9 protein-coding genes are annotated in these 13,511 nt (G+C 48.1%); 2 read left to right on the top strand and 7 right to left on the bottom strand.

Features of this window, described 5'->3' with window-relative positions; translation table 11 throughout:
• Positions 1-49: 49 nt before the first annotated feature.
• Positions 50-475: a hypothetical protein gene (locus DXB83_RS09690; RefSeq protein ID WP_082424871.1), complete on the bottom strand. Its 426-nt coding sequence runs from the start codon at positions 473-475 to the stop codon at positions 50-52.
• Between the two features lie 163 nt (positions 476-638).
• On the opposite strand from DXB83_RS09690, the gene DXB83_RS09695 reads away from it, so the two are divergent.
• On the top strand, positions 639-1,730 hold the full coding sequence (locus DXB83_RS09695) for a TM7S3/TM198-like domain-containing protein (protein ID WP_022461538.1): 1,092 nt from the start codon (positions 639-641) through the stop codon (positions 1,728-1,730).
• A 77-nt stretch (positions 1,731-1,807) separates the two neighbouring features.
• Here DXB83_RS09695 and DXB83_RS09700 read toward each other — a convergent pair whose 3' ends face one another.
• The 5 genes from DXB83_RS09700 to DXB83_RS09720 all read right to left on the bottom strand — a co-directional run bounded on the left by DXB83_RS09700 (position 1,808) and on the right by DXB83_RS09720 (position 9,558).
• Positions 1,808-3,028 (bottom strand): ABC transporter substrate-binding protein, encoded by a 1,221-nt coding sequence (locus DXB83_RS09700; RefSeq protein ID WP_158565876.1) that lies wholly within the window; start codon positions 3,026-3,028, stop codon positions 1,808-1,810.
• Between the two features lie 160 nt (positions 3,029-3,188).
• Positions 3,189-3,854, bottom strand: coding sequence for an RluA family pseudouridine synthase (locus DXB83_RS09705; protein ID WP_117802482.1), 666 nt, complete (start codon positions 3,852-3,854; stop codon positions 3,189-3,191).
• An 895-nt stretch (positions 3,855-4,749) separates the two neighbouring features.
• The gene (locus tag DXB83_RS09710; RefSeq protein WP_022461535.1) at positions 4,750-7,038 is read right to left on the bottom strand and encodes a hydratase; all 2,289 of its coding nucleotides are present in this window, start codon (positions 7,036-7,038) and stop codon (positions 4,750-4,752) included.
• A gap of 119 nt (positions 7,039-7,157) precedes the next feature.
• Positions 7,158-8,249, bottom strand: coding sequence for a PucR family transcriptional regulator (locus DXB83_RS09715; RefSeq protein WP_117762063.1), 1,092 nt, complete (start codon positions 8,247-8,249; stop codon positions 7,158-7,160).
• Positions 8,250-8,445: 196 nt separating this feature from the next.
• Positions 8,446-9,558 (bottom strand): ABC transporter ATP-binding protein, encoded by a 1,113-nt coding sequence (locus DXB83_RS09720; RefSeq protein ID WP_055219170.1) that lies wholly within the window; start codon positions 9,556-9,558, stop codon positions 8,446-8,448.
• Between the two features lie 349 nt (positions 9,559-9,907).
• Here DXB83_RS09720 and DXB83_RS09725 point away from each other — a divergent pair, with 349 nt between their 5' ends.
• Positions 9,908-10,723 (top strand): YesL family protein, encoded by an 816-nt coding sequence (locus DXB83_RS09725; protein ID WP_070100805.1) that lies wholly within the window; start codon positions 9,908-9,910, stop codon positions 10,721-10,723.
• Positions 10,724-10,827: 104 nt separating this feature from the next.
• On the opposite strand, the gene DXB83_RS09730 is transcribed toward DXB83_RS09725, so the two are convergent.
• On the bottom strand, positions 10,828-13,506 hold the full coding sequence (locus DXB83_RS09730) for a sensor histidine kinase (protein WP_118697520.1): 2,679 nt from the start codon (positions 13,504-13,506) through the stop codon (positions 10,828-10,830).
• Positions 13,507-13,511: the final 5 nt, after the last annotated feature.

Below are 13,511 nucleotides of genomic sequence, written 5' to 3' on the forward strand. Positions count from 1 at the left end.
AGAAAAATTATTAAAAATGTGTTACCCTCTTATTACTTTATGGCGCAGTTTAAAGCCACAGATTGTAATAATGTTTCCTCCTGCTCCGCCTCCGGAACATTTCATTATAAAAAAGAACGCCGATCAAATCGAGCAGTTCCTCTTCTGCCGTTTTCTCATCCTTCCCGCCGTTTTCCCTGCCGTACTGACGTGCGATATTCCGGCAGGTGTGCTCCATCATGAGCCGGTCCGGGAATTCGTCGTACATCATGCTGCCGCGGTAATCCATGCGGTCACACTCTGCCTCCACCAGCCGCTGCAGATCAGATGCCGTCCGGGAATAATACGACTGCATCCGCTGCCGTTCCCGCGCTTCCTGCTGCTCCTCCATACTTCTTCCCCATAAGGGCTGTGCTGCAAAAAACGGCTCTGGCCGCTCCATCGGGTTTCCCTGATAGGAATTTCTTCTATTTTCATACACTCTATCCTGATTCATGCCTGTTTTATTTCCTTTTTGCTCTTCCTTATACCATATGCACACCGCCGCCATTCTGCCGTTTTCCAGATCTCAAACACAATTTCACTTGCCAAAACCGCCGTTCCGTACTAAAATACAACCTGTATCTATTTTTCCGATACATCATATAGGAGTGAATATCATGAATCTGAATATGCAAGCTTTTAACATCAACACGCTGCTTGGCGGTCTCGATAAAGTCCGGGACGTCATGGGTGTTTACCAGCAGCAGCTTCTTCTGATTGTGATTGTTTTTGCCCTGCTGAACTGTTTCTTCGGCTATGCGCTCCGCAAACTCTGGAGCGTCATTCCCGGATTTTTTCTCGGCGCGGCCGCTGGTTATGCAGCGGGTACCTACACGAATCAGACCACGACGATCACCCTGGCGCTTGCCGTCGGCACCGGTCTTCTGACCGCAATCATTGCCTTCGTCCTCTACCGGATCGGACTTTTTCTTCTGATCTGCGGGCTCGTCGGCTTTTGCCTCTGGCATCTCGTTAATCCAAACGATACCACAGGTTATGGACTCGTCGCCCTCGTCGCTTTCGTGATCGGCCTGATCTGCGTTCCGTTCGAACGCATTTCCGTAATCCTGGTCACCTCCATCTGCGGCGCCCTCACGACGATCCGCATGGCATATTTCTTCAAGGACCTCGATCTGAACATGATGTTCTGGATTGTCTCTGCCATTCTCGCCGCAGCAGGCATGCTCTTCCAGTTTAAACCGTGGAAAGAGGCGGACTACTGGGAGGATGACGACGAAGAAGAACGCGAACACCGTGCAAAAGCGCGCGCCAGACGGAAGCGCAGATCCGGTTTCGATCCTCTTCCATCCAGAAAGAAGAAAAAGAAACGCCGCGGCTCCTCTTCCTCTTCTTCCGGCAACGCAAGAGATCCGTACCGCAGCTATCAGAAACCGTCGAACCGTACCCGTGTTTCGCAGAACACCATGTACGATTTCCGTTTTGTTCCGGAAGAACCTGACGATGACGACGATGAGAAAGATCTTCCGAAAATCATCCGCCGCCGGCCATCCGCAAAACCGGCCGCTCCGGAGGAGTTTGACGAAGAAGAAACATCCCCAAAAGCTTCCATGGGCGACACGAAGCCGTATACCTCTCCTTCCAAACCGCAGATCACCGAGGACGGCATCCCGGATGTCGATCTCTCCGCGATCCGGCAGCAGATTTCCGAAGAGGTACAGAGAATTTACGAAGACGATCAGAACTCGTAATCCGCACTGCAGCGCAGAAAACCCGGCAGGCAAAGGAACATTCCCTTGTCTGCCGGGTTCATTTTTTATCCTGATTTTCAGTTATAAAGATACTTCTGATTTGTCTCCAGATCGATCGTGTCTTTGTCGAGCCACTGATATCCCGTATCGATCTTCTGATCTACCGGAAGTCCCTGAATCGCGCGGACGGCCGCCACGATTGCCGCATAGCCAAGACCGTACGGATTCTGCGTTACGGTACCGTACTCGCGTCCCTCCTGGATCGCTTTCTGCTGTTTTTCACCGGAATCAAAACCGACAATCTGAATCTGCTCAGTATTTTCCATATCTGCCAGCGCATCCAGCGTCTGGTCTGCCATGTCTTCGTTCGTACAGAAGATGCCCTTCAGAGCCGGGTAGGTTTCAAGTGTATTTTTCAGCATGTCCGCGATGGATTCTTCTCCATCTCCGTAATTCACCTGAACCACTTTCACATCGGTATATTTTTCTTCGATCTCTTTTTTAAATGCTTCCACGCGCTCTACGCTGCTCTCGGTGTTGTACTGATGTGCAACAATCGCAACCTCTCCGCTGTTGCCGATGGCCTCGCAGAGATGATCTGCCGCAAGCTTTGCTGCCGCTGCGTGATCAGTCGCACATGTCGAGGTGATCAGATCACTCTCGATACCGGAATCCGCGATGACGACCGGAATCTGGCTGTCGGAAGCCTCTTCCATCTGTGCCTGTCCCGACTGCTGGTCAATGATGCCAAGGATCAGCGCGTCCGGATTTTCCGAAATGACAGAGTCGATGATATTGATCTGAGAGTTGGTGTCACTTTCATTTTCCGGGCCTTCAAATGTCATATAAACTTTGTCGTTTCCGGTGTAGCCAAGCGAGGCGTTCAGATCGTCAAGTGCCTGCTGCGCACCGGCTTTTACGGCTTTCCAAAAACCGGCACTTAAGTCTTTTGCAACCACGGCGATGTAAGAGCCTTTTTCAACGGTAAGTCCATCCACGGTGTCGTACAATGCTTCCATGCCGTCTTTGTGCGGAACGGTGATTTCTATTCGTTTTTTGTCTGCTTCTTTTCCTTCATCTCCAGAGCTTTCAGAAGATGTGGATGCACTGGCTGACTCTGCTGTAGAATCTGCGCTGGACGATGAGGCCTCCGGGCTTTCTTCTGCCGCCGGAGTTTCTGTCACTTCCTGAGACGACGATGCTGCGGTGCTCTTGTCTGTCACTGCTTCTTTTCCGCATCCAGCTGCCGAGCACAGCAGGATTCCGGAAAGCAGTACTGCAATCATTCTGCGTTTCATAATTCTCCCTTTCTGCTTTGCCTGATGAATCATTTTCCATTACTTTTTACAGTTTTGTTACATAACCTTTCTCTATTATACACAAACCGTAAAAATAGTCCAGTCCTGTTTTCTTATAATTTTCTGAACTTTTTTTGCAATTTCACATAGCTCTGAATAGTTACACAAAGCTGTGGAAGATTTCACCTTCTGGTTTTACGGTAAACGAAAGCCGTTTGCCTGTCCGCGGATGCTTCAGCTCGAGATGATGCGCGCACAGCGCCAGAGATCCTTTCTCTTTCGCCCCATATTTTGCATCCCCCGCCAGCGGATATCCCGCATGGGAAAACTGGACGCGGATCTGGTGGTGGCGGCCCGTTCCGAGGTGGATCTGCACCAGGGTTCGGTTCTCCTGTGTCCTTATCACTTCATATTCCAGCACCGCTTTTTTCGCTCCGGCGGTGCCTGGCTGTACGACGCGGGATGTGTTGCTCCGTCCGTCTTTTACAAGGAAATCCTCAAACTTCTGCACGCCCTGTTTTTCGATTTTTCCCTCACAGACGGCGAGATACTCTTTCTTCATCGTCCCGTCCTTCACCTGCCGTCCCAGTTTTCCTGCGGCGTCTTTGTTTTTCGCAAACACCAGCACGCCCTCAACCGGCTGATCGAGCCGGTGAACGACCGCCAGATATGGAATCTGAGTCCGCGCCTGACCCGGTGTTTCCGCCCTTGTCTGCTTCGCCAAATAATTCAGCAGCGCATGCTCCAGATCCATCTGTCCCATCCGCGCATTCTGCACTGCCATACCCGCGTGCTTGTGAACAACAAGAATATCGTTATCTTCCATTAAAATATCTTCTCTGCAAAATCCAGCCACTTTCTTCTCCTGTTCTGACTTCTTATTTTCGATACACGGATTTCTCCGCTGTTATGCTTTAAGAAGTATGCACCATTTCCGCCGCATCTGTCAAGAAAAACATGCCCGGCGGACGAATTACACAACACAGAAAGCGATCGCCATACCAATCATTTTTTCTGATACAGCGACCGCTTTTTCTTTATTTTCCATATTCAGTTTTTTCTCTACTTTCAAGGATTTTCACTGGTTTTCTTTCTTTACCGATCTGTGATCTTTGTTTTCGCTTTCGTTTGATATTTCAAAGATCGTTTCTCTTCCATTTCCCTGTTGTAGATTTTCTTTTTTTCGGGAAGATGTTCTTTTTCAGAGGCTTTTCCTTTGTGGTTAAGATTTCCACTCCGAAAATCTTTTCCTTAGGATTTCCTAAGATCTGCTCTGATCTCATGTTTATCAAAAGGTTTTCTTTCGAACTTCTTTTGTATGGATCTTTATCTCAGGTTTTCTTTCCTTTCGGAAGTCTCTCATCTTAAGAACATCTTCCTTTTCCCTTTTTTTCCATTCTTCTATAGAAGATTTCTCGTCTCTTTCTATGAAAATGGTTTGTTCTCTTGAAAAGGGGGTCCCAAGTCTTTCTCTTTGTACCTCTTGGTTAGGTTTTTGTTTTCTTGTTTCTTTGTGATTTTAATATAACAGATCCGCCAGCATTTGTCAACACATTTTTAAAATATTTTTACTGTTTTTTTATATCACTTTTCCTTTTCTTAATTATTGTGTTTATTTTCTGAATTTTATATTGTTTTCTGATATTTTATTTCAAATAAGTGCGCAGAAAAAGAGCTATGAAACAGACTTTTCTCCTGCCACACAGCTCTTTCTCAAATACTTATCCTCTATAATAGTTGATCAGGCATCCCTTGCGGATGATTTCTCTCTCATCATCGGTCAGCGCGCCTAACGTCATCTCGAACGGAACAAGTGCTCCGTCTTTTACAACGTACGCTTTGATCACATCGGCTTTCTCTTCCACTGCCTTGCGGATCTCCGGTACAAAGATGTAATCTCCGTTTGTAAATGGCAGATCTCCCTCCGGGATCAGGAATGGAAGCATGCCCCAGTTGATCAGGTTGGAGCGGTAGCGCTTCGTTGCATACTCGTTGGCGATGTTTGCCCAGCCGCCTAATACCTTCTGGCAGGAAGCTGCCTGCTCACGCGCAGAGCCGTCGCCCGGTTTTACAGCGAAGATGGTGGATCCGACACCGACGTTTGTCTTGTCGATATCCGGGTACTGGGTATGGATGGCTGCAAAGACCGGTTTCAGTTCCGGAAGTGCCTCTGCCGGGCAGTTTCCTTCCTGGATGGCTTTCTCTGCAACCTGTACTTCTTTTGCACGTCCCACATAAGCCGGATCTTTTCTGGACAGGGTAAACTCTGCCAGTCCAAGCGGGTTGGAACGGAAGGACGAAGTCTCGCCGGATGGAATCAGCTCGTCGGTGGTCGTAACCGGATCATGGATCTCAGAGACAACCTTCAGAATCAGGTTCTCAGCAAGCTGCGGCATTGCCGGCCAGTCTTTGATGTTTGGTCCGAACTGAATTTCAACAGATGGATCTGCCACGCCCTTGCTGTCGAAGACACGGTTCTCGTAAATCTTCTTGTCGAAGTGGTATGCCGGTTTGGTATACGTTCCGGTAAACTCATCTGCTGCAGTCAGGAATCCCTTGTTTGCTGCGGTTGCTGCAATGGAACGTGCATCCATCAGGGCAACGGAAGAAATCTGGCCGTTCTGGATCTTGGATCCCTCGCGGTTCGGGAAGTTTCTGGTGGAGTGACGGATTGAGAACGCATTGTTTGCCGGAGTATCGCCTGCGCCGAAGCACGGTCCGCAGAATGCGGTTTTTACGATCGCACCGGTTTCCAAAAGATCTGCCAGTTTTCCGTTTCTTGCCAGCTCCATATAGATCGGGGTACTTGCCGGGTAAACACTTAAGGTGAACGCATCGTCGCCAATGCTGTGGCCTTTCAGGATATCGGCTGCGTCGCAGATGTTCTCAAATCCGCCGCCGGCGCATCCTGCGATGATTCCCTGGTCTACCAGGAGTTTTCCGTCGTGTACTTTATTTTTCAGAGTGAACGGAACTTTTCCGTCGAGGCTGATGGCTGCTTTCTTCTCTACATCGTTCAGGATGTCATCGAGGTTTGCTTTCAGCTCTTCAATGGTATAAACATTGCTCGGATGGAACGGCATCGCGATCATCGGTTTGATCTTGTCGAGTTCTACTTTTACAACGCCGTCATAGTAAGCAACCGCGCCAGGATTCAGCTCTTTGTAATCTGCGCTTCTGCCGTGGATCTGATAGAACTCGCTGATCTTCTCATCGGTTCTCCAGATGGAGGACAGACACGTTGTCTCGGTTGTCATAACGTCCACACCGATCCGGTAATCTGCGCTTAAGGAAGATACGCCAGGTCCTACGAACTCCATAACTTTGTTCTTTACGTAACCATTTGCAAAGACTGCACCGATGATGGCAAGTGCAATATCCTGCGGTCCTACGCCCGGCTGCGGTGCGCCTGTCATGTAAATTGCGATCACTCCCGGCATAGCGATATCATATGTTTTGGAGAGAAGCTGTTTTACCAGTTCCGGTCCGCCCTCGCCCATGGCCATGGTTCCGAGTGCACCGTAACGGGTGTGGGAGTCGGATCCGAGGATCATTTTTCCGCCGCCGGCAAGCATCTCGCGGGCAAACTGATGAATTACTGCCTGATGAGGCGGTACATAGACGCCGCCGTACTTTTTCGCACAGGTAAGACCAAACATGTGGTCATCTTCGTTGATGGTTCCGCCGACTGCGCAAAGGGAGTTGTGGCAGTTGGTCAGCACGTACGGTACCGGGAATTTTTCCAGTCCTGACGCGCGCGCGGTCTGAATGATTCCAACAAAAGTAATGTCATGCGATGTAAGTTTGTCAAATTTGATCTGCAGATTTTCCATGTTGCCGGAAACATTGTGGTCTTTTAAGATTCCATAGGCAATGGTTTCTTTTGCAGCATCCGCCGGACACGGCACAGCGCCGGTACGCGCTTTGAGTTCCGCGCGGCCTTCTTCTGTATCCGGGATGATATCGATTCCGTTGACAAGGTATGCACCTGTGTTCAGTAATTCAATCATGTCGTTCCTCTCCTCTTGTTGTTGATAAAATGTTAGGGTCAAAAAGTCTTTTGACCCCTTCGATACCCGGATTGCTCCGTGCTTTGCACTCCCGCAATCCTGTACGGCTCTGAACGGTTTTACAGATTTTCGCTGTTGTTCATATACGTCATGTAGCTTACGACCATCATGGCAATTTTAAAGGTCAGCGCATCGTCAAATTTACGAATGTCGAGTCCTGTGCTCTTCTCGAGCTTCTCCAGACGGTACACCAGAGTATTTCTGTGTACATAGAGCTGACGGGATGTCTCGGACACATTCAGGTTATTTTCAAAAAATTTATTGATTGTGGTCAGTGTTTCCTCATCGAACGTATCCGGCAGATTTTCGCCGAAGACTTCGGTCATAAACATTTCGCACAGCGGAATCGGGAGCTGATAGATCAGACGGCCGATGCCGAGGTTGTTGTATGGTACCACGTTTTTGTCTGCGTAGAAAATTTTTCCTACTTCGAGTGCCATCTTCGCCTCTTTGTAAGAACGCGATACACTCTTGATCTCGTTGACCGGATTTCCGTAGGAAACGCGCACCTGGGACATGGCCTCCGCATTCAGCATATCCACCAACATTCTTGCGGTCTGGTTCATATCCTCGAAGGTGTCGGTGTCTTTCAGTTCTTTTACAATAATAATGCTCTTCTCATCGACCGCGGTGATGAAATCTCTCGGTCTTGAAGCAAAGAGGCTCTTTACTGTCTCCTGTGCGCTGATGTCTTTTTCCAGCTTCGTCTCTACCATGTAAACAACGCGGCGCACATCTGTGTCGATGCGAAGCTTTTTCGCGCGGTTGTAGACATCCACCAGAAGAAGATTGTCGAGAAGAAGGTTCTGGATAAAGTTGTTTTTGTCCAGACGCTCTTTGTATGCAATGATAAGATTCTGAATCTCACATACGGCAACCTTTCCGATCATATATGCATCGTCGCTACTTCCTTTAGAAATCAGAATATACTCCACATTCTGGTTGTCATATACTTTAAAATAATGATATTCCTGTACAATCTGGCTGTCCGCAGCGGATAATACAAAAGAACGGATGCTTTCTGCATCAATCGCGGTTTCCGGGAATGTGGTCACCAGCAGAACACCATCCGTATTCGTCACACATAAATCAATTCTTGTAATATTTCTTAATTCATCAAGGGTTTTCTGTAATACCTGACTTGATACCAAATCTGCCACTTCCTTTCTCCTGGCGTATTTTACTCCAGGGTGCGTCTTATCTATAACTATAGCTTATTTTTTTCTCATTGGCAACTATTTTTTGCTTCGCAAAAGGAGGGCGGTGCATATGCAAAAAGGACCGGTATCCGAACGGATGCCGATCCTTTTCTCTATGTTTGCGCATACGCGCTGATGTTCATATGGATTAGTTGGTAATGGTGATCTCTGTCTCTTTGTCGAACAGATGAACTTTCTCCATATCCAGAGCAAATTTAACGGTATCACCGCTTCTTGCAGTTGTACGAGGATCTACGCGGGCTGTCATTGGGAAGCCTTCGCAATCGAAGTACAGGTAAACTTCTGCACCTAACAGCTCGTATACGTTGATCTTGCACTCAACTACGCTGTCTTTGGAAGTTTCGATGAACATCTGAGAATCATGTACGTTCTCAGGACGGATACCCATAACAACGGTCTTTCCGTCATATCCGCCGTCGATAACAGCTTTTGCTTTGGAAGCCGGCAGTTTCATGTTGTATTTACCAACAGTAAGAGTAACGTCGTTTCCGTTAACTTTTACTTTTGCATCCAGGAAGTTCATCTGCGGAGATCCGATGAATCCTGCAACGAACAGGTTGCCCGGTGCGTTGTACAGGTTCTGCGGGGTATCTACCTGCTGAACAACTCCGTCTTTCATAACAACGATTCTGGTACCAAGTGTCATAGCCTCGGTCTGGTCATGTGTTACGTAGATGATGGTAGCGCCCAGTCTCTCATGCAGTTTGGAAATCTCGGTACGCATCTGTACACGAAGTTTTGCATCCAGGTTTGACAGAGGCTCGTCCATAAGGAATACTTTAGGATCACGTACGATTGCACGTCCCATAGCAACACGCTGTCTCTGACCACCGGAAAGAGCTTTCGGTTTACGGTCAAGCAGTTTCTCCAGGTCAAGGATTTTAGCTGCTTCTTTAACCTGTTTGTCGATCTGATCTTTCGGAACTTTTCTCAGTTTCAGACCGAATGCCATGTTATCATATACGGTCATGTGTGGATACAGAGCGTAGTTCTGGAATACCATTGCGATATCACGGTCTTTCGGCTCTACATCGTTTACTACTTTATCGTCAATTTTCAGAGTACCATCGGAGATCTCCTCAAGACCTGCGATCATACGAAGTGTTGTAGATTTACCACATCCAGATGGTCCTACGAAGATGATAAACTCTTTGTCAGCGATTTCCAGGTTGAAGTCTTTTACTGCTTCAAAACCGTTCGGATATCTTTTTGTAATGTGCTGTAAAGATAAACTTGCCATTTTTGAATCCTCCCTAAATGAACATCATGCGTTTTATTATGAGTTTTGCATTTGCATCTCTCTTGCTTATGGGATTAGTATACCTTTTCTACCCGCATTCGACCATGCCACAATTACACAAACTTTCCTCCGGCAGATTGGCAATTCTGCTTTCGGATTTTCTCGAACCGTTCTCTTCTGTCCACTTTGCACAAACAAAATGTTCACTCTTATACAAAATGACGAAACGAAAAGTTTATATTCTCTTCATTGCATTTTTCTGAAAAATTCGCTATACTTTTCTATGATGTCTGCCAGCCGGAACGTTAATCGGCGGCACACTTAATTCAACAGAAAAGAGGAACAAATTATGAGTTTTTTCAGCCTGGACAGTAAGTTCTCGCAGATTATGGGCCGTGTCTTCGACCTGATGATGCTGAACATTATTTTCCTTATTATGTGTATCCCGATTGTGACAATCGGCGCCAATTTCACAGCAATGTACTACGTCACGCTGAAGATGATCAAAAATGAGGAGACGTATATCTTCCGTACCTACTGGAAATCCTTCCGCGAAAACTTCAAGCAGGCAACTGCCATCTGGCTCATCCTGCTGGCGGTTCTGATTGTTCTGATTCTTGATCTTCTGCTGGTCATGAGAATGCCGGGTACCATCACCTACCTGCGTTTTGTTTTCCTGGTACTGATCTTTTTCGAGGCCATGGTACTTTCCTATGTATTTCCGGTACTGAGCCGCTTTGACAATACTGTAAAAAACACGATCAAGAACTCCATCCTGATGGCAATCCGCCACCTGCCGTGGACCATCATGATCCTGCTCGTCAATCTCTGTCCGCTGCTGATCTATGTATTCTCCACGACAAAGATTGTCAGCTATCTGATTCTTCTGATGTTCCTTCTGGGCTTTTCCACGGTAGCGCTTGGATGCTCCTGGTTCTTCGTAAACAAAATCTTCCCATTCTATATGCCTGAGGAAGAAAACGAGGTTCTGACACCGGAAGAAGAATCCTTACGGGCACTCGAAGCAATGGACAGACCAAGCCCGCTGACTGAACGTTCCGATGACGCTGCTCCGGCTGAAACTACCGATGCTGCAGAAACTGCTTCGGAAGAGGAATCTGCAAGCCCGGCTGAACAGACAGAAACAGACGAAACAAACGAATAAATAAACTGCATTTCATAAACAACTCCCCGCCGGGAACCGCATCTGCTGCGTGTTTCCCGGCGGGGAGTTGTCGTTTTCTATTCTCTTTTATTTTTCAACACTTCTCAGGCATCCTGCTGTGCTTCCTCCTGTACCGCTTCCGGTACGATCATCGGAGGCATCGGTTTTTTCTCCTTTACAGCTTCATCAAACGTAATCGTAACCTTGAACAGGTCGCCGTCCAGATAAATGTTGAAGCTTCCATGCTGCAATACCGTTAGGTTCTTTGCGATTGAAAGACCCAGGCCGCTGCCCTCGGTGCTCCGGCTGACATCGCCGCGGATAAAACGCTCCGTCAGTTCATCTGCCTGGAAGTTCAGCGGGTTCTCGGAAATGTTCTTAATCGAGAGCTGAATCTTTCCGTCTTTTTTGATGGCATCCACATAAACCCGTGTTCCCGGCATGGCATATTTGCAGACATTTACGTACAGGTTCTCAAGCACGCGCCAGATGCGGCGGCTGTCCGCACGGATCAGAAGCGGTTCCGGCTGGAGAATACAGATCAGGTCGAGATTGCGGCCTTCGAACCGCTCCGCAAATTCTCCGTTCACCTGCTGTACCAGTTCATTCAGGTTCAGGTTCATGAATTCCAGTTTAATATTTCCGGAGCTGATCTTCGATGCCTCGACAAGGTCCTCCGTCAGCTGTTTCAGGCGCTGTGATTTTTCGTCGAGTACGCGGATATAATCTTTCGCTTTCTCGTTTTCAATATTTTCCCGTTTCAGCAGATCGACATAATTAATAATAGAAGTAAGCGGTGTCTTGATATCGTGGGATACGTTGGTGATCAGATCCGCTTTTAAGCGCTCGCTCTTCATCTGCTCCTGCACTGCCGCTTTCATTCCCTCTCCGAGCGAATTGACAATTCCGGCAAGCTGAAGGTTGTCTTCCCCCTGCAGCTCCGTCAGGTCAACCTTGTAATCCAGATCGCCCGCAGCAATCTCTTTTAAGCCATGTTCAATCTGTTTTCTTCCGGATGCCTCGCGCAGCAGAAGAAGCAGCACTGCGGCATCCATCACCAGAGTAAGGAATACGCCGAACATTCCGAAGCCGCAGCAGAGAATGATCTGCACGCCGCAGAAAACGCAGAACATAAGGATCGTTCGCTCCGACTCCTGTCTGCCTTCATAGAAGGTTCTTCCGGCAGACACGATCCGGTGGCCGACGCAGTACAAAAACGACTGTTTCCAGACGTTGCGTGCTTTGATCCGGCGCACCAGTGAGCAGTACGGAATCAGTGTGATCAGAAATCCGGCGAGGATGCCCGATGCGGCCACCAGGCTTCGCCATGTATCTGCTTCATTTCCATAGGATCCGCTGTAGATGTAGTTTCCGTCAAAATTCTGGATATAATGAACGCCGCCATAGGAAAGTTCGATGCAGACAGCAACGATTCCAACTGCTCCCATCACAATCAGGATGGCGGCTGCAGCTGCGATTTCCGTGTACCACTGATCGAAAAAGTAAAGGCGGATTTCTTTGTTTTTTCCATTTCTTCCTGCCTGCAGTGTGAACAGGACCAGGCAGACCAGCGTTCCGATTCCGCCAACTGCAATCATCAGAAGAAGGAGCTGCATTTTCGGAAGCCACTGGCTGTAGATCTCACTGTACTGGGAGAAATAGTCGCTTGCTGCCAGATCCGGATCCAGTGCAACAAAGATCTTCTGATAATTATCTGCAATCTGATTGTTCAGCAGATAGCTTCTCGCTGCTTCCACGGCCGGGCTGTTTTTTCTTGTTGCATAAGAACGGACTTTGTCGGCACCGCCGGTCCGGTCAACAGCAAAGGCGAACGGATAGGGCGATTTCTGCGCAATGGCTGTTGTGTAACCATTTTTCCAGGAATCCACATTCGTATAGATATTTCCTTCTTTATCCTCCAGACAGTACCAGAGATTGGCATCGTCCGCATCGACGCTGATGCCGCTCTCCTGGTTTTTAAAAGCAGCAACTTCTTCCGTGACCCCGGAAAGTGTCATATACAGATCGCGGATGGATACCTTTTTCAGATTTGCCGCCGCGTACTCATAGAGGTACGTTCCCGCTTTCGTTTTCTGCGTTTCCAGGCTCATTCCCTGATCGTATAGATACAAAAACTGGGAGGAAACATCAGCAGGATCAATTTTTTTCTCTTTCAGGCTTTTCACTGCATTATCGGAAGGAAAGTAGACCTCGCCGTCCGGGGAAAAGCTGTCAAACGTCTCTGCATCTGCCGCGCTCACTTCTTCGGTGAGTGCGGCTACATCCGTCTCTTCTGTTTCCTGGCTCACGTCAGTTCCATCTTCGTATGCAAGATAGGCTTCTTTGTCAATTCCGGCATCGTTCGTCGCATAATTGTCCGCAGTATACGCTGCCACCTCATTGAGGTCTGCGCTGCTGCCGTCATCGTACATCTTGACAAGCTGGTCAATGGTGTACGTTGTACTTATCCCGCCGCTTCCCTCTCCATCGGTTGCAAAGGCACGGTAATCAATCTCTTTTGTTCCGTCGTATCGACCGTTTGTGCCGAATTTACTCATATCATTATAGTAGCTCATGACGTTATGAAGCTGCCGCTGCACCAGTGTGCCGCATGCGGTGGTTTCTTCAAACGCATACTTTTTTGCTGCCGCATTCGGCGTCAGGCCGACGCTGGAAAGCATCAGTGTCTGAATGCCCCCGAACAGCGCACTGGCGGCAAAAACGATCAGCAGAAGAAAAACGATCAGCTTCCCCGTCAGGCTGTAGAGTTTTCGTTCTTTCACAATTA

The organism is Blautia sp. OM06-15AC (genome assembly GCF_003481425.1).
Lineage (GTDB): Bacteria > Bacillota > Clostridia > Lachnospirales > Lachnospiraceae > Fusicatenibacter > Fusicatenibacter saccharivorans.

Bases quoted from the DNA above. Each gene is read 5' to 3' on its own strand.
- DXB83_RS09700 (WP_158565876.1), bottom strand. From the start codon at position 3,028: ATGAAACGCAGAATGATTGCAGTACTGCTTTCCGGAATCCTGCTGTGC.
- DXB83_RS09705 (WP_117802482.1), bottom strand. From the start codon at position 3,854: ATGGAAGATAACGATATTCTTGTTGTTCACAAGCACGCGGGTATGGCA.
- DXB83_RS09690 (WP_082424871.1), bottom strand. From the start codon at position 475: ATGAATCAGGATAGAGTGTATGAAAATAGAAGAAATTCCTATCAGGGA.
- DXB83_RS09695 (WP_022461538.1), top strand. From the start codon at position 639: ATGAATCTGAATATGCAAGCTTTTAACATCAACACGCTGCTTGGCGGT.
- DXB83_RS09710 (WP_022461535.1), bottom strand. From the start codon at position 7,038: ATGATTGAATTACTGAACACAGGTGCATACCTTGTCAACGGAATCGAT.
- DXB83_RS09725 (WP_070100805.1), top strand. From the start codon at position 9,908: ATGAGTTTTTTCAGCCTGGACAGTAAGTTCTCGCAGATTATGGGCCGT.
- DXB83_RS09720 (WP_055219170.1), bottom strand. From the start codon at position 9,558: ATGGCAAGTTTATCTTTACAGCACATTACAAAAAGATATCCGAACGGT.